Source organism: Paenibacillus daejeonensis DSM 15491, from assembly GCF_000378385.1.
Classification (GTDB): Bacteria; Bacillota; Bacilli; order Paenibacillales; family Paenibacillaceae; genus Paenibacillus_D; species Paenibacillus_D daejeonensis.
This window is the reverse complement of the sequence record NZ_KB899664.1, coordinates 358,561-382,201: the sequence shown is the minus strand read 5'-3', so window position 1 is coordinate 382,201 and position 23,641 is coordinate 358,561. Positions and strand designations below refer to the sequence as shown.

The 23,641-nt window shown below is 56.5% G+C and carries 13 protein-coding genes; 9 read left to right on the top strand and 4 right to left on the bottom strand.

Going from position 1 to position 23,641, the window contains the following annotated elements; translation table 11 throughout:
- Positions 1 to 290: 290 nt before the first annotated feature.
- Positions 291 to 5,201, top strand: a complete 4,911-nt coding sequence (locus tag F556_RS0118505; RefSeq protein WP_020618480.1) for a DEAD/DEAH box helicase — start codon at positions 291 to 293, stop codon at positions 5,199 to 5,201.
- Positions 5,202 to 5,862: 661 nt separating this feature from the next.
- Here the strand turns inward: F556_RS0118505 and F556_RS0118500 are convergent.
- Complete coding sequence (locus F556_RS0118500; protein WP_157272814.1) at positions 5,863 to 11,367, bottom strand: hypothetical protein; 5,505 nt, start codon at positions 11,365 to 11,367, stop codon at positions 5,863 to 5,865.
- A gap of 262 nt (positions 11,368 to 11,629) precedes the next feature.
- On the opposite strand from F556_RS0118500, the gene F556_RS0118495 reads away from it, so the two are divergent.
- The 8 genes from F556_RS0118495 to F556_RS37200 all read left to right on the top strand — a co-directional run bounded on the left by F556_RS0118495 (position 11,630) and on the right by F556_RS37200 (position 19,693).
- On the top strand, positions 11,630 to 12,331 hold the full coding sequence (locus tag F556_RS0118495; RefSeq protein WP_020618478.1) for a response regulator transcription factor: 702 nt from the start codon (positions 11,630 to 11,632) through the stop codon (positions 12,329 to 12,331).
- Positions 12,332 to 12,348: 17 nt separating this feature from the next.
- The gene (locus F556_RS0118490; RefSeq protein ID WP_020618477.1) at positions 12,349 to 13,563 is read left to right on the top strand and encodes a sensor histidine kinase; all 1,215 of its coding nucleotides are present in this window, start codon (positions 12,349 to 12,351) and stop codon (positions 13,561 to 13,563) included.
- A 181-nt stretch (positions 13,564 to 13,744) separates the two neighbouring features.
- A complete protein-coding gene (locus tag F556_RS0118485; protein ID WP_063824388.1) occupies positions 13,745 to 14,971 on the top strand; it encodes an ArnT family glycosyltransferase in 1,227 nt (408 codons plus the stop codon).
- A complete protein-coding gene (locus tag F556_RS0118480) occupies positions 14,964 to 15,686 on the top strand; it encodes a glycosyltransferase family 2 protein (RefSeq protein ID WP_020618475.1) in 723 nt (240 codons plus the stop codon). The genes F556_RS0118485 and F556_RS0118480 overlap by 8 nt, the downstream gene beginning before the upstream one ends.
- Positions 15,676 to 16,050 (top strand): DUF2304 domain-containing protein, encoded by a 375-nt coding sequence (locus tag F556_RS0118475; RefSeq protein ID WP_020618474.1) that lies wholly within the window; start codon positions 15,676 to 15,678, stop codon positions 16,048 to 16,050. The genes F556_RS0118480 and F556_RS0118475 overlap by 11 nt, the downstream gene beginning before the upstream one ends.
- A complete protein-coding gene (locus tag F556_RS0118470; RefSeq protein ID WP_157272813.1) occupies positions 16,002 to 16,391 on the top strand; it encodes an EamA family transporter in 390 nt (129 codons plus the stop codon). Before F556_RS0118475 ends, F556_RS0118470 begins: the two co-directional genes overlap by 49 nt.
- Positions 16,392 to 16,608: 217 nt before the next feature.
- Positions 16,609 to 18,477: a stalk domain-containing protein gene (locus F556_RS0118465; RefSeq protein WP_020618472.1), complete on the top strand. Its 1,869-nt coding sequence runs from the start codon at positions 16,609 to 16,611 to the stop codon at positions 18,475 to 18,477.
- Positions 18,478 to 18,622: 145 nt separating this feature from the next.
- Complete coding sequence (locus tag F556_RS37200; protein ID WP_211222610.1) at positions 18,623 to 19,693, top strand: polysaccharide deacetylase family protein; 1,071 nt, start codon at positions 18,623 to 18,625, stop codon at positions 19,691 to 19,693.
- A 52-nt stretch (positions 19,694 to 19,745) separates the two neighbouring features.
- On the opposite strand, the gene F556_RS0118455 is transcribed toward F556_RS37200, so the two are convergent.
- The 3 genes from F556_RS0118455 to F556_RS0118445 form a co-directional block, all read right to left on the bottom strand.
- Entirely contained in the window at positions 19,746 to 21,503 is a 1,758-nt protein-coding gene (locus F556_RS0118455) for an extracellular solute-binding protein (protein WP_020618470.1), read from the bottom strand.
- 154 nt (positions 21,504 to 21,657) lie between these two features.
- Positions 21,658 to 22,536, bottom strand: a complete 879-nt coding sequence (locus F556_RS0118450) for a carbohydrate ABC transporter permease (protein ID WP_020618469.1) — start codon at positions 22,534 to 22,536, stop codon at positions 21,658 to 21,660.
- Between the two features lie 32 nt (positions 22,537 to 22,568).
- Positions 22,569 to 23,423: an ABC transporter permease gene (locus tag F556_RS0118445; protein ID WP_051108740.1), complete on the bottom strand. Its 855-nt coding sequence runs from the start codon at positions 23,421 to 23,423 to the stop codon at positions 22,569 to 22,571.
- Positions 23,424 to 23,641 lie beyond the last annotated feature (218 nt).

Below are 23,641 nucleotides of genomic sequence, written 5' to 3'. Positions count from 1 at the left end.
GGGCTACAATAGTAGGAGTAAGGATTCAAGGTGAAACGGCTTCTTTAGGAATTGATAATAGGTATTCAGGCTGTTGAAAAAAGAATGCCCACAGTCACGGATCGATCTTACGATCGCTGTTGTCCCCAGATTTCTTGATTGTTAACCGCTCTAGCGGCCCACAATCCGGGGACAGTGTATGCTTCCGAAGTCGCTTTCTTGCAGAAAGCGTTGACCAGATTCGATTCCGTGCCTCTTCGGCCGTTTTTCAATAATCTGAAATATTATATGATGCTTGGAGGAGGTAAGTTATGGCTCCTGTCCCCCGCTCCCCGCTTAACTCATTTCATCCCGTGCTGGCTGCCTGGTTTAAGGGCGCATTCGGCCAGCCCACACCGGTCCAGGTGGATGCCTGGCAGGCCATTCGCGCAGGCCGTCATACACTGATTGCAGCCCCCACAGGCTCGGGTAAGACGCTTGCCGCGCTGCTCCCCTGTCTCGATCGGATTGTGCAGGCCAAGCTGGCCGGAGAATCGTCGGCTAATAGCGGAGTTCGCGTCATCTATGTCACGCCGCTCAAGGCGCTTAACAACGATATCCACCATCATATCGAAGATTTCGTTAAGGCTATCGATGAGGCTGCATCGGCAAGCGGCTCCTCCTGGCCGGGTCTGCGCAGCGCGGTGCGGACCGGAGACACCAAGAGCAGCCAGCGGGCAGCCATGCTGCGGCAGCCGCCGGATGTGCTCGTGACGACACCGGAGTCGCTCTACATTCTGCTGACCTCTGAGAAGGGACGCGAGATGCTGCGAACGACCGAGCAGCTCATCGTGGACGAGATCCATGATCTGGCCCCTGACAAGCGCGGCAGCCATCTTTCGCTAACCCTGGAGCGGCTTGTCCATGCCTGCGGCCGATCTATCCAGCGGATTGGCGTATCCGCTACCCAGAGGCCGCTCTCTCGGGTCGCCCGTTTTCTGGGAGGCTGGGAGCCTGCCGCCTCAGCAACGGATATAGCGACAACCGGAAGTGCTTCAGATGTGATGAGCCCATCTGGGTTAGATGAAGAGCAGACGGCCTTTCGTCATCCGCTCGGCTACCAGCCGCGACCCGTTGCGATTATAGAGAGCCCGATGGAAAAAGCGCTGGAGGTCAAGGTGACCATGCCGGATCAGAGCCTGGCACTCACCACCCGTGAGTCCGTTTGGTTCCCGCTCCTGGACCGCATCCTCCAGTTGATGGAGGGCTGCCGCTCGGTGCTGATCTTCACCGTCAGCCGCAGGCTGTGCGAACGGTTAACGCTGCGGCTCAATGACTATGTCGGCTACGAGATGGCCCGGTCTCATCATGGCAGTCTGGCCCGCGAGCGGCGGCTGGAGGTTGAGCAGCAGCTCAAGAATGGCCAGCTGCGCGCACTGGTTGCTACCTCCTCGCTGGAGCTGGGCATTGATGTCGGTCATATCGACCTCGTTATCCAGGTTGATTCGCCGCTTAGCGCGGCCTCAGGCATCCAACGCATCGGGCGTGCCGGGCACCAGGTAGGCGCCCCCAGCCGCGGTTACCTGCTGGTGCGTCATCCGGGCGTGCTGCCAGAGGCAGCTGTCCTGACCCGCATGATCCGGGAGCGCGATATTGATCCGATTACAGTAGTCAGAGACCCCATTGATGTCCTCTCCCAGCAAAGCGTGGCTCTGGTGGCGATGGACGATTGGGCGCTGGATGATCTGCACCGGCTTGTTGCAGGGAGCGACAGCTTTCGCAGTCTGCCTCGTGCTCGACTGGAAGCCATGCTGCAGGTGTTGGCAGGGTTCTATCCCTTCGCGCGGCCGCTCCTGCAGTGGGACCGTGAGCATGGACGTCTAACCAAGCTTCGCGGTACGACGATGGCGGCCCTCACTGGTGCGGGCACCATTCCCCAGAGCTCAGGCTATCCGGTTCATCATGCAGATAGCCGGGCACATCTGGGGGAGCTCGATGAAGAGTTTGTTCATGAGAGCCGGGTAGGGGATGTGTTCCAGCTTGGTACCAGCTCCTGGATGATTCGTGAAATTCGCAAGGATCGCGTCTATGTGGCGGAGACGGCCAACAGTTTTAGCGAAATCCCCTTCTGGCGCAATGAAGCAGGCGGCCGCTCTTTTACACTCGGTGAGACCCTGGGCCGCTTCTTAAATGAGCTGGGTAAACGGCTTGACGAGGAGCCCGAGGGCACCGGCATGCCCGAGGAGACCTTGGAGTGGCTGGAAGACGCCTATGGTATGGATGCCCAGTCCGGACAGCGCCTGATCGATCTGATTCATGCACAGACCGCCGCTACGCCGCTGCCGACCGATACGGTGCTGGTGGTCGAACACTATCAGGACCTCCAAGGCAAGACGCATGTGATCCTGCACAACCATTGGGGCCGCAGGGTCAACCGGACGTGGCAGCTAGCACTGGAGCGGCAGCTCCAGCAAGTCCTGCCCTACCGCATCTATGGCAATGCCAAGGACAGCGGTATCGAGTTCGTGCTGCCGGAATGGGACAGCTCTTGGCTGCAGTTGATCTGGCAGGTCACGCCGGACACGCTGGAAGAACTGCTGTTGAGCGCTGTGCCGGGGTCTCCCCTGCTGGCGATTGCCTTCCGTCGCATCGCCGAGACTTCGCTGCTGCTCTCCCGCAGCTTCACGCGCACGCCGATGTGGCAGAAGCGGCTGCGCAGCGAAGAGCTGCTGAAGGAGTCACTGCCCTATGCGGAGCAATTTCCTTATCTGCAGGAAGCGATGCAGGAATGCCTGCATACCTACCTCGACCAGGACACGCTCAAGACCCAGCTGACACGCATTCAGAGCAGGGAAATTGCCATTGAGGTCGTGGCAACTCGCCGCCCTTCTCCTATGGCTGCCCGGTTCGTTGAGGATTACGCCAATATGCAACTGTACGAAGGCGACGGACTGGACCCGTCGGTTCAGCTGCAGCTGATGCAAGTGAGCAAGGAATGGGCCAGCCGGTTGTTTGGCCAGGAGACCCTTCACCAAGCCTTGGACCCGGCAGTTGTGGAGCAGGAGCAGCAGCGACTGGCGGAGCCTGCACAGCTGCCCCGAGATGCTGGCGAACTACTCGGTTTGCTCAAGCGACGAGGAGATGCTAGCCTGGCCGAGTTAGTCCAGCTGGCTGGCGACGAGGCTGCTGGCTGGCTGGAAGAGCTGGAGAGGAGCGGACTCGCCGTGCACCGGAGGTTCGGCGAGGCGGAGCGCTGGGTGTGCAGCGACGAGCTGGAGCTGTACGAGCAGTTTCCGGAAACCCCGGCATCTGTCGCCCTTGTAGCAGGTAGGTATGCGGAGTATCAGATGTCCTTCACGGACGAGCAACTGCAATCCCGCTACCCTTCTCTCTCTGCCGACGAGACAGTTCAAGTCATCGACGAGCTGCTGCGGCAGGACAAAATCGAGCAAGCCCCCTTCGCCTCCCATCCGGAAGAACGGCTGTGGAGCAGCCGCAAGGTCGCCTCGCGTGTCGTACGGCTCTCGATCCAAGCGGCGCGGCGTCAAGGCGAAGCCGCCAGCCCCGAGCGCTGGTGTGGGCAGATGGCCCTCATGCAGCATGCAACCCAGAGCACCCGGCTGAGCGGGAGTGAAGGCCTGAGAGCCGTCCTGGAGCAGCTGCAGGGCTTCTTCCTGCCGCTGTCGCACTGGGAATCGCTCATCCTGCCCGCCCGGCTGCTGGATTATCGCAAAGACATGCTGGATTTACTGTGCGCCTCTGGCGAGGTCATCTGGATTGGCCGCAAGGAAGGGACCGAGATGGAAGGCAAGGTGGCCTTCTTCCTCGCCGAATCCAAGGCACTCTATGCGCCATATCTGCAGCAGCTCCCCGACCCGGAGAACAGCAAGCACCCGGAGCTGCTGCAGCGAGTAAAGCGGCTGGGTGCCAGCTTCATCACGAGGCTCAGCCGGGAGATGAACCTGCCCCCATCAGAGCTGCTGGATCAGCTTCTCGAGCTGGCGTGGGAGGGACATGTGGCTGGCGATCAGTTTGCTCCGCTCCGGCTCCATGGAGCCAAGCGCTCCACCTCGTTGGGCAAGCAAGGTACGGGGCAGGGGCGTTGGTATTGGACTGGCTCGCTGCTGGAGGAGGAATGGGAGGAAGGTACGGAGGAACAACCTTCTGCCGGGTTGGCGCCTTTTGCAGGCGCAGAGCTCGCAGCCGGTCAGCGCGGGAACGCTACGATCCCGGACGGGCTGCAAGGCGCAGGGCTACAGTGGGTACACCACCTGCTACAGAGCCACGGCATCTTGACGCGCGAGCTGGTCAACCAGGCGTCCCCGTTCGACTGGGACAAACTCTTGCCAGTGATGCGCCAGCTGGAGGAATGGGGTGCCGTCTCCCGTGGTTTGTTCATTCGGGACAAGCAGGCCATGCAGTTCACCACCCGTGAGCTCATGTCCGCGATCCGCAGTCCCCTGCAGTTGGGCAGCGAGGAGCTGATCGTGCTGTCAGCCGTCGATCCTGCCAACCCCTTTGGCTTGATCGCCGACTGGCCATCCGAGCAAGGAATAACGTATGCCCGCAAGAGCGGCAACTACCTCGTCTTGAAAGGGGAGCAATGGGTCGCCTGGATCGAGAATAACGGGCGGCGCATTACTATGCGGGGGCCGGGCAGGTCGAGTGGCGCTGAGGAACCACCCGGCCGGGACAAGTCAGCACGGGAAGCGGCTGCAGATGCGGCTTCTGACGCTGGTGTTGGTGCTGGTGCCGTCTCTCGAGCTGGCACTGGTGCGGGAGGACAGGTGTCCCATGCTGGCGTCCGTGCGGAGGGACAGGCTGTGGGGCGGGGCTCCACCGCTAGCCCGACTCAGAAAGGAGCTGCCTCCGATAGTACGTCCCCTGCCAGCGCCAGTGCGGACGGACAGGCTGCAGGCCGGCGTTCCACCGCCAGGCTGGCCCAGGGAAGAGCCACTGCCGACGTGGCGTCCTATGCTGGAGACGACTCGGGCGTGCAGTCTAAGCGCCGGAATTCGACCACTTCCCCCCGCAAGGCGGAAGCGAACCAAGCGTCACTCCTGACGCCGGACGATTTGACCCGATTGTTCCGCACGTTGCTGCAGCAGGGGTTGAAGAAGGTGAAGGTGGATCGCTGGAACGGGGAACCGATCGAGCACAGCGAGGGCGCCGAGCTGCTCCTGTCCCTGGGCGCGGAACGGGATGGCAAGAGCCTCGTCTTGTGGCCTAGCCAGTTGAAGTAGCCTGTAACTAGAAACTGCGGCTCCATTGCGCCCCCCTCTCCAGCGCTCATCCTGCGAGATACACCGCCCATCATTGAGATGACCATCTGATGGGATGTGGAACAGCCTATAGATTGAGTAGACGGACAGGAAGACAACCTGCGAAAAGGTAAGTTATGAAGGCAGGCAGACTGATAGGTAGGGTAAGGGACGTGATGGGGATTGGGGCTGGATACCACGGATACCTTGATTTGCACAAGCCGTCCCTCCTCATCGTGCTCCGATCCTGGTCCAGCGTCAGAAGGATTGTGGGATCTTCAACCAAATCGTCGTCCCGCGTCTTGGGAGCTTATCCTATCCACGGGGCGAGTTGGGTACGTGCAGCCTTTGGAGTAACATGCCTGTCGAAGCTGCGGCGAATTCTAACGGCCACCACAGCCGCTATTTCACCCAAAATCGCTGCTTCGAAACTCTAACGGCCATATATGCGGCTATTATGCTGAATGAAGCGACGTTCCCTGTGTTTTTGAGCAAATAACTGCACCTGTGGCCGTTAGAAACCCACCCCCCTCAAAAACGCCGAAATAAGCATCTATTTGGCCGTTAGCGCAGATTGCAATATCAAAAAAGCGATACCATGGCTTGCATTAGCCGGTATCGCTTTTTGTTCGTCGACAATGGATTATGCCGTTGGGCCATAATAGAACTCTCGTTGCGGGCGGAAGCCGTAGCCCTCGAAATCTCGAATTACATTGTCCCTAAAGATGAAGGTCAAACCTACGGGATTTTCTTCATCATAGGTAAACCCTGCAATAGTCAATAGCAGCATATCGTTCGCGCCGTCTGGAAGCCACTGAGCTTCAACGATTTGGTCCATCAAGGAGACATTACCCTGACCAGCCTGAAAGTACGAAATCTCTTGGAATATGGCTTGTGAATTGAGCCCTAACGTGGTGCCATGGAGCTTCTTGTTGAACGAAATCGCAAACCTAGTGGTAGCAGGCTCTCCGCTGTTCAGCAAGGTAATGTACGGGAATAATGGACGCATTGACATCACCTTGCCGCGTGGCGAGAACGGGTTGGTTAAGTCCGCTTTGACATAAACATCACTAGCCTGGAAATCCAAAAATCGGTCTGTCTGGTTTACGATTCTGACGGCCCGATCATCCTGCGGATGAAGCTCCACCGTAATATCATCGTCTGCCAGCCTATGCTCTGCAACAATCGCTTCATGAATAAGAGGCAGCCATTTCTCCTGTTGTTCCTCTGTCAGGGCATCCGTGAAACCAAATTGAGTCGACCATCCTTGATAGAGATACGTATACTCCGGCATATAGGCTACTCTTGGCGGAGCCTCGAGGCTCGTGTCGACAACCGTGATGCTCTCGCTAATTGCATGCAGCTCCTCATCGTAGCCGTCGATTCCCGGGATGCTTAACGTTACCTGCTCTCCTTCAAAACGCAGCTCACGGTTCGGGAAAGCAAAGGATTCCTGGAACGTCAAATCTTCAAGTAGTCGGATTGATTGAATCTCTCCGTCATTTGCGGCAGTGCGGAAGTCGGTCTCATGGAGGATATACGCCTCCTGGCCATTGGGCTCCCAGAAGTATCCGTCAGAATGCCGCTCATAGTACTCGTCAGAGAACGCATACTTGATTCGGTCCACGCCGGTTGTGTTACGGAATGCCTCTGCAAGTGGCGCTGCCTCGTTGATGTGCCGATGGATGCCGATGTCGAATAGCAGTTGGTCCCCTTGGCGTACCGACATGCCCGATGTTACTGGGTAGGCACGCTCAGCCGGCTCATCGCCGCTGTAGATGACCACCTCGTCGTACCCCTGCAGGGCAAGATAGTCCAGCACCGTCCATCCCGATGTATATGGCGGCAGATAGATGGTAGCAAGCTCCCCTTCACTGCCCCCGGCGGTCTGGATATCAACCGGACGATAGACGGCATACTTCTGGAACAACTCTCCCTCATCCGTGGAACGAGCCGCATCCGTAAAGTACACTAGAATTTCAGAGACCTTTCTTAGGTCAGGGACATACTCATGAAATGAAAGCTCAAACGACTGATTTGGCTCATCGTCACCCAATTTGTTAAAGGAGACCGCCTCACCCTGGAGATAAGTCACCGGGTCCCCATTGATATAGTGAACCTCTACTTCTCTCAGCAGGTTCTCGGATGTCACCAGCGGTTTTGAGAATTTGACCTGAAGATGATAGAGGTTAGGACCCTCTGTCAGGGGAGCGCCTGCAATGACATAAACCGGATCCGGCCCTGGCTCCTCAGGGAAGCCCGGTCCATTGAATATTCCGTGCAGCGGCACACCCGCTGGATATCTCGCGCCTCCCTCGGAGACCAACACATGATCGACAAAGTAGACGGAAACGGACTCTAAGCCCATCCACGGGATCCCCTCTCCGTTATGGAGATTTAGTGTCTGGCTATTATCCCAGAATAAGGACCATGCACTGGCTTCTAGAATGACAGGATCACTACCTTCGCCATAATGAAGCTCAACTCGATCCACAATCCCGTTCTCCAAACCACGAACGCTCTCAAGAATCGGTTCATTAAACGAAATATCAAATGAGTATAAAGGACCGTCGATCACATAATTCCCGATCTCCGCCGTCAACTCTGCAGGAGCGGCCGCTATCGTCACTGGTACAGCTACCGACAAATTACCCGCTTCATCCACTGCGAAGAGGTTGTAGGAGCCCGCCTCCAGCCAATCCCCAGCTTCAAACCAGACATACGCTCCGCGACCGTCTACCATCTGATAGGGGTACAGGTACGCTCCATCGGCATAGAGATCGTCCAGGCTGGAAACTTCAATAACTCCAGGCACCAGTACAATCGCACCTGATTCATCACTGCTAACCGTAAGGGGATCATGGTAAGGATGCTCTTCCTCCGGCGCTCCTGTCACGGTCGGTGCTTTGAGGTCCACATAAAGCATTAATTCTTCATACCAACCATCGGAATCATCCGCGTGGGAGCCCGCCGACTCAACCCAGGCTCTCGCGTAACCCATCCACTCCACGCCCTCCTCGAAGGCGAGCAGATAATCAGAGACATCGACCGATATGGTTAGTGGTTCCGACTGGAGTACCGCGATGTCCGCCGCTGTCAGCTCGTAGTATCCTGCATCTTCCCAAGATACCCTGACAACAACTTGGTCCCCCGCTTGGTAAGCCGCATACCCCTCTGCGACTCCACCTGGCAGTTCTACCTCGATGGCAGCTGTGGCTTGACCGGCATCCAGCAACGCATACTCAGCAATATTGAGCATCCCGTCACCCAGTATGGATTCCCGAGCAAGCTCCATCATGGATGGCGGTTGCAACGGTAGAGGGAGCGTGTAAATGACCGGCACATCTGTATCGTACACCGCGCCTGCTTGAGATACGATCAGCTCATCTGCAAAGGTGACTTCAATGCCCAACAGGCCAAAAGGGCTGGTTCCTGGAGATTTGTGAATTTCCACCGTTTGATTATCTTCAAACCAGTAGACCGTGAAATCCTCGAAATTTACAAGCTCATCTTCATCTTCACTCTCGTATCGAAGGGTAATCGACTCGATGATCGATGTCCCCTTATCTCTCGTAATCTTGGACACCGGCGCATCAAAGGTCAGACGGAAGCCGTACATTGCTCCGTCGCCGAGATTCACCGAGCTTACTACTGCTGACAGCCCCGGCAAGCCACGGTCGATTACGACCACCCGTACCCGATTAGCTTCCCAACCCTCAGCAATCCCAGCGGCGGAGAGAACCCGCTCCTCTGAGGCAGCCAGCTCCACCAGCAGGTCGGACTGGCTCAGTTGCCCTTGCTCATCGTCCGGCAGCGTAATATCCCGGGTCAAGTAAATGTGGGACGCACCGGTCCAAGCTTCCTGCAGCCCCCCAGGGGTACTGACGTAGGCGTTGATGCGATCAGATGTTGGATCCTGCGTATAGTAAAACGTCCCTTCTGGCGAGCGCCCGGCCACTCCACTGTAACCCTCTGCTGCCAGACCGCTGATCTGGATTCGATCCGGTAATTGACCGGTTATAGCAGTCGTCAGCTCTTCGTCTCCTGACGTATGGAACACCAGCTCCACCCCACTGCGAGTCAGCATGAAGCTCTGAACATCCAGCGTTCTGACCTCCAGCACGCGCGGCGCCAGGCCTGTTGCCCGCAGCACAGCATCGCCATACAGCGTCAGCTCGGCCTCCGGCTCGACAATGTCAGCGGTCAGCTTGATCGCATCAATCTCCTCCAGCCGCTCAAGCCCCTCCCGCAGCTCCAGCAGTGTACCTGCTACTGCCTGTAGCCGGACATGATAATCCGTCCACTCTCCAGAGAAGGGAGCACTGATTCGCAGACGCATGCCCTGAGCCAGCAGCTCTGATCCTTCAACCGGCATTCCTTCACGATCCAACACTTCAATCGTGTACGGGTTATTAATCTCCAGCTGCTCCTCCGCGAGCTCAGCGACGGTCATCCCGTATGGCGCCAGTACTTCTGGATTCGGAGAAGCTGGCAGCTCTACATCTGGACTGGCATCCGCTTGAAGCCGGATGACTGGACTGTCCGGATGGCCGACCAAGACGTACACGGGCTCGGACAGGTTGTCGAAACTATCAACCCCATATACCTTATACTCGCCTGGCTCCCAATCCGCTGGACCGAACGTCGCTAACACCCCGGCCCCATTCACCTCTCGTGCCGGATACAAGTAAGCCCCTTGCTCATCTCTGAGCGCCTCAGGTCCGCTCACTTCCTGCGCTGCAGGCACCAGCACGATCACGCTCGCCTCGCTGCTAGTGGCCTCAATCGTCCCTGTGTATTCGACCGAGCTGTTGTCCGTGCGGACCTCAGGGGCAAGCGTATCAATGCGGATTGCGTTGACAGCCTGCCGCGCCGGGGAGTCCGGCACCGCAATGCGACCTGTCATAACGACCACCTCGTGGATCACAGTTCGGTCTGCGACCCGCATCAGCATCAGATAGCCGTTGGACACATTCACCTGAACCGTGATCGACTCGTTCGCAAGCCGAGCTGCGTCTACCTCGGTCAGGACATAAGCCGCTCCGGTACCCGGACCGGCTGTAACCACAACGCGGTCCCCTGCCCGGTAGGCGGTGCGGCTCTCGCTGGCCGCCGGCAGCACAACCTCAAGCGTTGCCTGCGCGTCTCCACCCAGCGCACTCCGATCTGCCTCATTAAACCGGCCATCGGCCAGAACCGATCCCGGAGCCGGGGCAACGGATACCGGCCCAGCCAGCGGCGCCAGCATTTCGAAGCTCCCAGAGAATGCTACGGTTGCCCGCTCCAACGTGACCGTCTGAGCCCGTACCTCACGATGACTGGCCGTCGCCGCCTGTTCCGTCTGACGAGCAGCCGCGAGTGCGCTCTGTAGCCGTTCGCGCTCCGCCTGGGCGTACCCTTCACCGCTCTCCAGCAGCGACTCCCCGATGCTGATCAAGGAATTCAGCTCTGACTTGTCGACCGGTCCGCTCTCGATCAGCGACAGGAGGAACCGAGCATCCTCCTGATCGAGCCCTGCCATTCCTGCCACTGATATCGAATCGGTGCCTTTCATATATTTGACGGCGTGACCGACCTGGAAGCCACTGCGCTGCGGATCCAGCCGATCCATCAGCCCGAGGATACCAAGCGGTGTCATCACCCGGTACCCAGACAGCTCAAACGGCGCCTCGCTGCCACTGAATTGCACTACACCTTCATCCATACTGATGTCCAGTAGCTCTTGATTACCAAGCGGCTCCTCCAGCACCAGAATCAAGCCATAATGAAACGGAATAACAGCCCCAATATCCAAAGCGTCCCCGCCTGGCGGTGCAACTGTAATGCCTTCGTGACCACCGCTTCCGGGCAATAGACCACAGGCTCCGCCCGATCCCCCTGGAATTGGAGGCATGACTGGTGGCATCGCCCCTCCTCCGCTTAGAGGAGGCAATTCCCCTGACTCAGAACCCAAAAAAGGCGGCAGCATCTCGCCCCCCGCATACGTGATTGCCTGGTCAAAGACAAGGACAATCTGACAGCTATTCATCACCTGTGCACCGGCAAGTCCCGGCACACTGGAGCCGCTCTCGCTCGCCTGGACGCTAATCATCGGCATAAAGCCGGCCACCAGAGCCAGGCACAGCAGCAAGCTTACTATTCTCCGCACATGATCCACCCTTTACTAGAGGTTATTCAAGCAGGACGATAGATGCAGAAACCGCCCTTTTATACTATTTTACTAGGTCTATATCTAGCAAAAATTTTATCACAGAACAGGTAAATATATCTATATAAATCTATTTTATTGCCGCATGCATGCCGGTACCTGAAGCCGGGAAGATTTGTTAAGAAGATCTTAAGCACCTGTGACGTCCGTCTTGTGCTATATTGGCGTATATATCTACTGTAAATGTACGTAGGAGGTACACATGGCAGACCGGGGAACAATCCTGCTCGTCGATGACGAAAAGGAAATTATAAAATTGATGGAAATTTATTTTAATAATGAAGGTTATCACCTGCTGAAGGCCTCTAACGGCAGAGAAGCGCTCGAGCAGCTCAGTCGGCAAGAGGTGGATCTGATCATTATGGATATCATGATGCCAGAGATGGATGGGATGGAAACCTGTATCAAGGTCCGTGAGCACAGCGAGGTGCCGATCATTCTGCTCTCCGCCAAAAGCCAGGATATCGACAAAATCTCGGGTCTGAGCATCGGCGCCGATGATTATGTAACGAAGCCCTTCAACCCGCTGGAGCTGATGGCCCGCGTCAAGTCGCATCTCCGGCGCTACAAGTCGTTTAACCGGAATCGCACCACGGATGCGAGCGTGATTGAAATTGACGATATGATCATCAACGTAGCGACTCACACCGTCACAGTCTCCGGCCAAGAGGTCAAGCTGACGCCGCGCGAGTTCGCCATTCTGCAGCTGCTGGCCCTTAATCGCGGCATTGTGCTCAGCATGGACAAGATCTATCAAGATGTGTGGAACGAACCGTTTATGGAATCCAAAAATACCGTCATGGTACATATCCGCAAAATCCGCGAGAAGATCGAACGCGACCCTCAAAAGCCGCATTACATTAAGACCGTCTGGGGAATCGGCTACAAAATCGATCCATCCTGACACCTGAAGGAGGTCCCATGCCTAGAGATTGGCTTTATTCTATCCGATGGAAGTTCCTGTTCTATGTCCTTGCGAGTGCTGGCGTGACCGCAGCAACCCTGTACATGGGCAATCTGATCTTTAATTTTCTCATTGAATTCCAGCCGTTCCGCACCCCGTTTGCCTATCTAAAAAACCAAGTTGGCTCTGAGCTTATCTACTATTTTGGGCCCGCTCTCTTTCTGGTGCTGTTCTTTGTATTCAGCAACCGTACAGTCATGCGTCTGCGCGAGGTGGAGATTGCGCTCAAGCGGATCGGCAATGGTGACCTGCAGGGCAACAGCGAGCTCACACGCTCCAAGGACGAGCTGGGTCAAGCAGCTGCCGGTATCCATGAGATGTCAGCCAGACTCAGCAGTTATCTGGAAGAGATTACAGCGGGTCTGCGCCGCATTGCCGACGGTCATCTGGACGGACGAATTGCGGTGGATAGCGGATACGGCGAGCTCGCCAGAGTAGCCGATAACATTAATGAAATGGCTGACCGCTTGTCCCGCTCCATTGAGGAGGAGCGCAACGCGGAGAAGACCAAAAACGATCTGATTACCGGCGTCTCCCACGACCTTCGAACACCACTCACCTCAATTCTTGGCTTTCTGGAAGTCATCGAGAACGACCGTTACCGGGATGAGGTGGAGATGCGCCATTATGTGGGCATTGCCTATGAGAAATCACAAAAGCTGAAGACGCTAATCGATGATTTGTTTGAATATACCCGGATTAACAACGGTCTGCCGCTGGAGCTGGATGCCATTGATCTGGTCGGGTTTCTTCGTCAACTCGCCGAAGAGTTCGTCCCTCATCTGGACCGGGCTGGCATGGCATGCCGGATTCAGACGGCAGAGGATACGATCTTCATTCAAGCAGACGGCAATTTGCTGGTTCGGAGCTTCGAGAATTTGATCGCCAATGCCATTTCGTACGGTAGCCAAGGGCATTACGTCGATATTGTCATTGCCACTAACGGCCGGGAAGCAAGCGTTCAGATTATCAATTACGGTGACCCCATCCCTGCACGGGATATACCGTTCATCTTCGACCGCTTCTACCGGGGCGACCGCTCTCGTTCGAGCGGAGGTACCGGTCTTGGACTGGCTATTGTGAAAAGCATTGTTGAAGTACACGGCGGCCAGGTATCGGCGGCCAGCAGCACCAAAAAAACTGTGTTTGAGTCCCGTTTCCCCCTCGCCTAAGCCGGAATTAAGCGCTCCTTAAGAGAATGTTAAGCATTCCGGCACTTCACCCTTAAGCTTCCTCTTCTATACTTTCTGTAATCGCTCCGCATGGGCGCCGCAAGGCTCCCTGCGGACAACAGACAGAGAATAGAAAGAGAGGCACGCCCCTATGGTTTCCCAGTCCGCAGCACGATTCCGAATGAATAAAGCAACAGCTATCACCCTGCTGGTGATCCTGGCAGTCGCAACTATCCTGAGATTCGATTTCCTCTTCTCGACCTCCCACAAGGTATCGCACGATACCATCCATTATGACGCGATGGTCCGACAACTGCTGGACGAAGGGGTGTACGCCTACAAGAGCACCACATCCAACGCGCAAGTCACGCCAGGTTACCCGTTGTTCATGGCAGCCATCTACAAGCTGGCCGAAGGGTTGTCTTACGAGCCGTTTCCCATCATCCGTGTCCTGCAGGTCGGCTTCAGTCTGGTCTCCATCGCGCTCGGCTATCTCATTGCCGCCCGGCTGGCGGGTCGTCAGGCTGGTTTGTTGACTGCTGCCACTATGGCAGTCTATCCGCCCTTCATCTGGGCAAACGGAGCCATTCTCACGGAGCCACTGGCTGCGATGCTGCTTCTGCTCTATGTGTGGCTGCAGCTGCTCGCCTTTGAACAGAAGCGCTGGACGCTGCACGCACTGGCAGGAGCCGCTATGGGGCTGACCGTCCTGGTTCGGCCCGAATTTCTGGTGCTGATCGGTGCCAGCTACGTGCTGCTACTCATCCGGGGCCGCCAGCTGCTGGAAACAGCAAAGTTATTCTTATTTGCATTAATCGGAGCCGGGCTGGTGCTCTCCCCCTGGGTCATTCGCAACGTGGTGACGCTGGGAGAGGTTGTCGTCGCCTCCACCCAGGTTAACCCGTTTGCCGCAGGTACTTATCCCGACAAGAATTATGATGACGGCCTGGTGGATCGTAAAGGCAAAACACAGATGGAGGTTGCCAAGGAACGGCTCCGCATCGGCTTCACCGAGCATACGTGGACGTACGTCAAGTGGTATACCATCGGCAAGCTCAAGTATACCTACGGACGCATGTTTTTCGGCTCCGGTCATTCGCCGCTGTATCCAGTCATCCCGCTGCGACAACCCGTCCACCTGGTGATTGTCTTCTCAGGGACGCTAGCCGCGCTCCTGATGCTGCGCCGCTGGCGGCAGCCCGCCATGCTATTGGTCGTACTGCTGGGGACGATTTCTCTGACCCGTCTCGCCTTTGTGCCGGAATTCCGCTACAACTTCACGGCGATGCCGCTGCTGATCATGCTGGGAAGTATGCTGGCAGTCGGCCTCTGGCAGCGTTTCAAACCCACTCGAGACAACGGACGGTCAGCCAATACATCTACGGAGGAGGGCGCGGCTCATGCGTAACGACATTCTAATTATTGTTCCTGCTTTTAATGAAGCAGAAGGTATCCGGGAGGTCGTAGAGGATATTCGCCGCCAGATCCCGTATGCTGATGTCCTCGTCATCAACGACGGCTCGTCAGATGCCACTGGCGAGGAAGCAGCGCGAGGCGGCGCAGCCGTCTTGCACCTGAGCTGCAATCTCGGCATTGGCGGCGCTGTGCAGACGGGCTACCGTTATGCCGCTGTCCACGGCTACAAGTATGCAGCCCAAATGGATGGAGACGGCCAGCATGATCCTGCTGATTTTGCCGCCCTGCTGCACGAGCTTCAGACTTCGGGATGCGATATGGTCGTCGGTTCGCGCTTCGTGGAGAAGCTCGGGTTCCAGTCCACCTTTCTGCGGCGAATCGGGATCGAGGTATTGTCTGGTCTGCTGACACGGCTGCTCAACAAGCCCGTGACCGATCCAACGTCCGGCTTTCGCATCTGCGGGGAGCGCGCGCTGCGTATGTTTGCCGCAGATTATCCAACAGATTATCCAGAGGTCGAGGTATTGGTACAGCTGGACAACTGCCGCTTCACCTTCCGCGAGGTGCCTGTCGTTATGCGAGCGCGGGTCGCCGGCACCTCCAGCATCTCTGCTGTCAAATCGGTCTATTACATGATCAAGGTCATCCTGGCCGTCTTAATCGCACGGACCCGCAAGGAGAAATGGTGGGTGCGTTATGAAGCCTGATTTGTTCCTGCTGAGCTTTCTGATCAGTACGGCTTTTCTCGGCGTGATCCTGTATTTGATTCGCAGCCGCAAGCTGCGGGAGCAATATGCCCTGCTCTGGCTCGCCCTGAGTCTGGTCATGATGGCCCTGTCATTGTTTCCCCAACTCCTCGACTGGCTGGCCGTCCGCTTTGGCGTGGACTACGCGCCATCGCTGCTTTATCTGCTGGGGCTCATGTCCGTGTTGTGCATTATGCTGCATCTGACCATGGCCGTATCGGCACTGACGCGCCGCGTGATCCTGCTCACTCAGGCGCTAGCTATCCAGGAGCAACGATGCGCACAGATGGAGGCAGGCCTGCGCGAGAAAGTCGGTCAGCCGTGACCTATTTCATGCTGCTGCTCAATATCCTGCTGCTCGTGGCCGGCCAATACGTGTGGAAGCTTGGACTGACGAAACTCGGCGGTCTGGGCTGGCACAACCTCACGCAGGTTATGGTCTCGCCGCTGATTCTGCTAGGCATCGGCTGCTATGGGCTGGCGACGCTATTGTGGCTCGCGGTACTCTCGCGGCTGCCGCTCAGCAGTGCCTATCCGCTGCAGAGCCTTGCCTATGTCATCGGCCTGCTCGTCGCCTGGCAGCTGCTCGGCGAGGCGATCCCTGCCAACCGCTGGCTGGGAACCGGCCTGATTCTGGCGGGGGTGCTCGTTGTCAGTTGGAAATAGTGTACACCATATTTCAGACTGTTGAAGAACGGCCGGAGAGGCACGGAATCGAATCTGGAGAAGCGAAGCGTTCGCCTTTGTCCCCGGATTTCAACAGCTAAAGCGGTTAATCAATCAAGAAATCTGGGGACAACAGCGATCGGAAGATCGATCCGTAACTGTAGGCTTTCTTTTCAACAGTCTAATTTTCGATATTAATAGGAGGAACATAATACTCATGAAGAAGATATACAAAACGGCATTGGCCGCGCTGGTGGCTGGTGCCGTCTGGTCGCCGCCCCTCAGCAGCGTTCACGCCGCGCCGGCTGAGGTGAACACCAACTACGAGGAGGCTGTTCTAGAAGAGGAGACCGAGCCGGAGGCAGGGCTCCAAGCTGCTGATATGGCCGAGTCCTTGCCCGAGCTGTCATCTTCCGCTCCCACCGACTATACGGACAACCAGTTGATTCTGACCATGAACAGCGACCAAGCATACATAAATGGTCAGCTGTATACCTCACCCCGGCCGACAACGGTCCGCCAGGGTGTCTCTTATGTCGGCCTTCGCTTCATGACCGAGCGGCTAGGTGGTGCAATTGCCCATGATGCCCTGTCCGGCGAGACGCTAGTGACCATACGCGGGAGTGAGCTGCGCTATCGCAACGGCAGTGCAAGCTATGTCGTTAACGGGGAGATTCGCGAGCTGCGCGGTGCCGTCTACGCGGACCGTAATCATCTGATGGTGCCCTTCACCTCACTGACTTCCGCTTTAAACTTGCGTTATCGGGTGGAAGGCCAAGCGATTATTTTGCAGCTGAACGACGAGCCTGTCGAAGCTCCGTATGTACCGCCAGTCGCTCATTTCAGTACCGACAAGGAAGTCTACCGGATGGGCGAGCCTGTCCAATATACCGATCAGAGCCTGGCGGAGAGCGAACCGATCAGTGAGCGCACATGGGACAATAACAAGCCAGCCTTCTTCGAGCCTGGCATGCAGACGGTGACGCTTGTTGTTACTGATAAGCGCGGTGTATCCTCATCATTTAGCACAATCATCCGGATTACAGAGGACACGCTCTACACCCCGGAAGAATTCGCTCTGCGATATACCCCTGCGGGCAGCAATATGCCGATCGTCCATTTGCCAGTGCTGCAATTGGAGGCTCTTCCCTACCGCTTCACAACCGAGCCGCAGACCTTAATGCGCAGCAGCGGACCAGAATCAGTCTTCGAGGACGGTGTGTTGTATGAGGATCTGATTCAGGGCGAGACCCGCTTCCTGCTGCACCACAAGAACCGTATGAATAAGAAAGCCAAGCTTTATCTGGTCGCCGAGAATCCAGGTATACATCCTGTGGAGCTCCGGATAACCGGTGAGGGACTGGCCGGGCCGTCGCCGTACGCCGAAATTGCCGGCCGGATGTCGCTTGGGCGTTATCTGGCCTCCGAAAAGGCTGGCGGCACAGGAAGCATCCAGCTGGCGCCCGGTGAACGCGTCCTGCTGTTCGATAGCCTAACCCAAGCCAAGGCGCTGTCACCAGGCGATATCATCACCTTTACTGGTTCGGTGGATACAGACAGCGCGATCCGATATGCCTCGCTGCTGATCGGCGAGGACATGGACCCCCTGCAATCGTTGGACACGCTACCCCGGCTCGATCCGCGGGAATCGATTGTGCGCGGGACCTTTGCAGACGCCAACCGTGTCTTCCGCTATGATGCTCCGGTCGGGGAAAGCCCCCAGCGGCTGCCGCTGACGGACAATACCACTGACCCGTTTCAGCGTGGTATAGATGGTATTCATGGCGGCGCAGCCACCAACTCCGGCAATTATGGCGTGATGTACAAGCTTCAATTGAACCGCGTTGCGCCTCATACTGTGATTGCCTTCAACCCGCGTGGCGGACTGTATGCCGGCTCAGCCCGGGTGAACGGCGAGGTCGTCGGATTCACACATCTGGGCATGGCTAGCGCGACCCGGGAGGCAAGTGTCCTCTATCGCACAGGAGCTCGCGAAGAGACGGTAGAAATCTGGATTAGCCCGTCAGCGGGCAGCAATTTGCCCTTTACACTGCTCTTCTTGCCGATGCCGGAAGAAAGAAGCTAAAGACTTGATTTTTATTGAACATTTTGTGCGCGTCTTTCGTCTGATTATGTAGAAGAGCGCTGACAGCGTTCGACAGCATCAAGAGGAAGAGGCGAGTGCATTGATCGCGAAGCTGGTCCAAGCAAGACGTATGTTTGTCCCTTGTATGCTTCACACCTTGCTATGGGCTCTGGCGATCGTCGGCGCCTGCTACCTGCTCAGTCTGATTTTGCCCTGGGAAGCCATATCGGCGCTAACCGAGCGGCCTGCCGCCAGCGATCAAGCGGCATTGGCCGGTGCGGTTCTCAGCGCGGGAGTACCTCAGCAGCCAACCACCGGCACCAAGCCGGATGGCATGGCATCGGGGCCCGGCGATGAGCTGGCGCCCGCAGCCCCCCCTTCCGGGAACGCTGGGCCAGATGGCACCGGTGTTGCGGTTCCCGAAGATCCCTCCGAGGAAGGGTCGCCCGGCAACGAAGCGGAAGCTCCGCCGAGTGAACCGGACGGCAGCGTGGAATCGCCGGTGTCTGAGGAAGGCGGCGACGCGGAAGCCCCGCCTGCCGATACTACCGGCAGCACCCAGCCGCCCGCAGCTGAGCAGCCTGTGCCACCAGTAACCGAGACGCCTGCAGGCGAATCCGCCGCTGGTGACCGCAAGCTGGTAGCGCTGACCTTCGACGACGGTCCGGACATCCGGTATACGCCGCAGGTGCTGGAGATTCTGAAGCAGTATGGCGTCAAAGCGACCTTTTTTGTGGTCGGCACGCAGATTGAGAAATACCCTGCCGTGCTGCAGCAGATGAAGGACGAAGGCCATACCATCGGCAATCACACCTACGCACATGCCAATCTGCCCAAGCTGGAAGGCCAGGCGCTGATCGACGAGATCGAGAAAGGCGACGAGCTCATTAAGGACGTGCTTGGTGAGACGACTCGTTATTTCCGCGCTCCATACGGAGCCGTCTCTGACCCACTCAAAGCATTGCTCCGGGAGACCGGACGCGAGCTGGTCGGCTGGACCGTGGACACGCGCGACTGGGCAGGCACCGAGCCGGATGAGATTCTGAAGATCGTCCAAGAAACCGTGCGGCCAAATGGCATTATTCTGATGCATAGCTTTGGTGGACGCAAAGGCAGCTTGCAGAATACGATTGACGCCCTGCCGGCGGTTATCGAATATCTGCAAAACGAAGGGTATACGTTAGTCCCCATGTCGGAATTATCACCTAACTTATAAGCAACCATCCCCCCTCCGGCCTGAGCTGGAGGGGGGATGTTCGTTTACAAACTTATTTTACTTCCTCGTACCATTCATTCACTTCTTTTGTAATCTGCTCGCCGCCTGACTTGTGCCAGCTGTCCGACATTTTGTCGAACTCCTCTGGCGGGGATTGGCTGTAGATTATTTTATTGTACGCTTCATTGACCAGTTTGCTCAGCAGCTCATTTTTGCTTTGCATGGTATCTGTCAGCGGACCCATGTAGTAGTTTTTGTGATACACATCCAGCTGGTCCATAATGACCTTCATAGCATGAATGTTCTGCTCCTTGCGTCCGCCCACCTCCATCTTCTCGTATGGCGTGACCAGCTCGCCACCCTCAGCAGCCTTAACCATACTGTCCGCATATAGTGTCGGGATGCGTGCGCCTTCATAAGTGAGCGTATAGAAGAATGGGTTCGGCAGCGAATTGTTCAGATCGACATCCGGGAACAGCTCCGCATGCTCCTTGGCAGTATTGTTGTCGCGTATGACGGTGCCATCATCCAGGACAGCGTAGTCATACCCTTCGGCAAAGCCCAACGCGAACTCGCTGTCTGGCTCCGGATTGGCCAGATTGTCGAAGAAGAAGTTGTAGTAATGCAGTACAGCCTCGGGATGCTTGGCGTTCTTGTTAATGAACAGATAGCCGTTAACCGGCGGATTGTTACCTGCTGCACCTGCTATACCATCCGGTCCGGTTGGCAGCGGATACGCTTTGTACTCAGCCTCCGGCACATTGACTTCCAGATCCGGGAGCGGCCAAGCCGGTATCCAGTTGGGACCGACCATGATGCCCGCCTGCCCTTTGGTGAACATCTCCGAACCACCCACTTCATCCTTCAAGGCACTATCCTGGGAGATGTACCCTTTGCTCATCCAATCCCGCAGCCGCAGCAGCGCTTCCTTCGCCTTTGGTTCTACGGAGCCGTGCACCAGTGTGCCATCTTCGCCGGGATTCCAACTGCCAGGCAGTGCGCCGTAAGCACCAAACACGAAACCGATATCCGTCATCCATGTATTGAAGCCGTTTTTAAAACCAGTGGCCAGACCGAGGGTATCCTTCTTGCCATTGCCGTCGGGATCCTGATTCACGAAGGCATCCATGACCACTTCCAGCTCATCGAGCGTCTTCGGCGCTTCGAGATTCAGCTTGCGCAGCCAGTCTTCGCGGATAAACATCGTCTGGTTGCCATTATAGGCGTAATCGAGAATCGGCAGGGCCATTTTTTTGCCATCACGGGTAATGGGGTACCAGATTGTCGGATCGAGTTCCAGCCCTTCCTTATACAAGTCACCAGCATACTGCTCGATCAGCTCGTCGACTGCCATAAACTGCCCGGAGTCCAGCAGCAGGTTGACCGTCTCCATGTCGCCGCGGTACCGGACCACGTCCGGCATCTTCTCACCCGAGGAGAGCATCAGCCGCAGCTTGGTTTTGTACGCATCGTTGGTATTGGTCACCACCCAATCGTACTTGAGATCAATGCCCAGCCGTTCCTTGACGAGGCGGGTGTGAACGTTGTCCTCCATGCTTTCGCCTTTTTTGAACACCGCTGCATTCTGATCCAGTCCTACCACCGTCGTCAGGCTAATAGGCGGATCATATTTGCCATCCTTGAAGCCATTGGCAGTTGCTTCCTCCTTGTTTGAACCCGGATCTTCCGTCTGTGTCCCCTGCCCTTGACCCTCCCCGCCAGTCCCTTCCGTACTGTTGCCCCCGTTGTTGCTGCAGGCTGCAAGGAATACCAGCATCAGAACCAGCACAAGCGCTACCTGTCGTTTCATCTTCCATCCCCCATTCCTAGTTTACAGCTGCTGCGGACGCGCCTTGTCACCCTGCTCGCCTTCCGCGCTCTGGTTATGCTTTCACTATAGCTTGATATACCGTGCTTCCGACATGCCTGTTTGTTTGACTATATACCCTAATTTATACCAGCTGCTATTCCTTGACTGCCCCGAGTATAATGCCCTTCACAAAATATTTCTGCAAAAACGGATAAACCAGCAAAATGGGCAGGGTCCCAATGAAAATCTGTGCCGCTTTGACGGTGCGCTGGGACAGATTCTTCATCTCGTTAACATCCACATTGATCTGATTGAAGTCCTGCTGCACGATGACTGTCTGCAAGAAGGTCGAGAGCGGATAATTGCGATAATCCGTCATGTACAACAAACCATCAAACCACGAATTCCAATGGAACACCATGGTGAACAGCGAGATGGTGGCCAGCGCCGGCAGTGAAATTGGCAGATAGACACTCCACAGGGTGCGAAAATGTCCAGCCCCGTCCATCAGCGATGCCTCCTCCAGCTCCCGGGGCACAGCGCGGAAGAAGTTCATCATCAGGACCATATTGAACACATTGACCGCCACCGGCAGTACCAGCGCCCAAATTGTGTTCATTAAATCCAGGTTGCGAATCAGCATGTAGCTCGGCACGATGCCCCCGCTGAAAAGCATGGTGAAGAGAAAAAACCAAGTGTATATGGTACGGCTCCGAAACCCGTGCGCATCCTTGGAGATGGCATAGGCAGCCAGCACGATCAGCAGCATCCCAATAACCGTTCCGAGAACCGTTCGCTGCACCCCGACGAACAAGGCCCGGTGGAAGTTGCTGTTATGGAGCGTCTTGGCATACGCTTCTGTGTTGAAGTCAATCGGCAGCAGCCCGACAAGATTGGAATTGGCTGGCGCACTTCCACTGAAGCTGACCGCAAGGATGTGAATCAGCGGCAGGATGCAGGAGATGCAGATCAACGTCAGCAGAAGATAGTTGAAAACGCTGAACGTTTTGTAGCCTGGTGTTTTGTGATACATCTGCTGTTCACTCCCTTTAGTACAAGTTCAAATTAGAAGATCCTGTAGCCGGCGTATTTGGCTGCTAGCCGGTACGAGATGACGATCAGGATGAGACCGACCATCGATTTGAACATGCCAACCGCCGTACCGAAGCTGTACTGGCCGTTCAGAATGGCGGTTCGATAGACAAAGGTGTCGATAATGTCGCCCTTGTCGTACACTAGCGGATTATACAAGTTAAAGATCTGATCAAAGCCTGCGTTAAGAATGTTACCTAGCGACAGGGTACCGACCACTACGGCGATGGGGATCATGGCGGGCATAGTGATATGCAGCGTCTGCCGCCAGCGGCTCGCTCCATCGACCTCGGCTGCCTCATACAGCGAGGGATTAACACCCGCCAGCGCCGCCAGAAACACAATGGTGTTGAAGCCGAAGTTCTGCCAGATGTCGCTGACGACTACCGTGAAGCGAAACCAGTTGCCGTCCCCCAGCCAAAACACCGGCTGCAGTCCGATGGCGGACAGGGTCTGGTTGACGATGCCTTCGCTCGAGAGCATGTCGGTCAGAATGGCGCCCAAGATCACCCAGGAGATGAAGTGCGGCAGATAGACTAGCGTCTGCACGACCCGCTTGAAGAAAATCATCCGGATTTCATTGAGCAGGATGGCAAATGCAAACGGCACCAGCAGACCAAAGACGATTTTGAGTCCTGCAATGATCAGCGTGTTGAGAATGACCTGTTTGCTGTCCGGGTATTCGAACATGAAGCGGAAATGCTCCAGACCGACAAACGGCGAGCCGAAGATGCCGTCATACGGCTTGAAATCCTGGAAGGCCATCGCCAGCCCTCCCATCGGCACATAAGCGAAGAGAATCGTGACCAGAACCGCGGGCAGCAGCATCAGATGCAACGGCCAGGTCAGACTCCAGCGCTCGCGAGGCTTGCGGACGCTGCTTCGCGGGATACGAGCGGGCGAGGTAGCAACAGGCGCCGGGGGCGCAGACTTGACGGTACTTTTCATGGAACCGGCTCCTTTACATGCAGACATTTATCGTTGACTTTCCTCCACTTTCTGTATATTAATTGTATCAATGGGATTTCAAAGCTCACAGACCAGGT

Excerpts from the sequence above, each read along its gene's own strand:
- F556_RS0118480 (WP_020618475.1), top strand. The coding sequence starts at position 14,964 with ATGCGTAACGACATTCTAATTATTGTTCCTGCTTTTAATGAAGCAGAA.
- F556_RS0118485 (WP_063824388.1), top strand. The coding sequence starts at position 13,745 with ATGAATAAAGCAACAGCTATCACCCTGCTGGTGATCCTGGCAGTCGCA.
- F556_RS0118465 (WP_020618472.1), top strand. The coding sequence starts at position 16,609 with ATGAAGAAGATATACAAAACGGCATTGGCCGCGCTGGTGGCTGGTGCC.
- F556_RS0118445 (WP_051108740.1), bottom strand. The coding sequence starts at position 23,423 with ATGCTGCTGCCCGCGGTTCTGGTCACGATTCTCTTCGCTTATGTGCCG.
- F556_RS37200 (WP_211222610.1), top strand. The coding sequence starts at position 18,623 with ATGCTTCACACCTTGCTATGGGCTCTGGCGATCGTCGGCGCCTGCTAC.
- F556_RS0118450 (WP_020618469.1), bottom strand. The coding sequence starts at position 22,536 with ATGTATCACAAAACACCAGGCTACAAAACGTTCAGCGTTTTCAACTAT.
- F556_RS0118490 (WP_020618477.1), top strand. The coding sequence starts at position 12,349 with ATGCCTAGAGATTGGCTTTATTCTATCCGATGGAAGTTCCTGTTCTAT.
- F556_RS0118505 (WP_020618480.1), top strand. The coding sequence starts at position 291 with ATGGCTCCTGTCCCCCGCTCCCCGCTTAACTCATTTCATCCCGTGCTG.
- F556_RS0118455 (WP_020618470.1), bottom strand. The coding sequence starts at position 21,503 with ATGAAACGACAGGTAGCGCTTGTGCTGGTTCTGATGCTGGTATTCCTT.
- F556_RS0118495 (WP_020618478.1), top strand. The coding sequence starts at position 11,630 with ATGGCAGACCGGGGAACAATCCTGCTCGTCGATGACGAAAAGGAAATT.
- F556_RS0118475 (WP_020618474.1), top strand. The coding sequence starts at position 15,676 with ATGAAGCCTGATTTGTTCCTGCTGAGCTTTCTGATCAGTACGGCTTTT.
- F556_RS0118470 (WP_157272813.1), top strand. The coding sequence starts at position 16,002 with ATGCGCACAGATGGAGGCAGGCCTGCGCGAGAAAGTCGGTCAGCCGTG.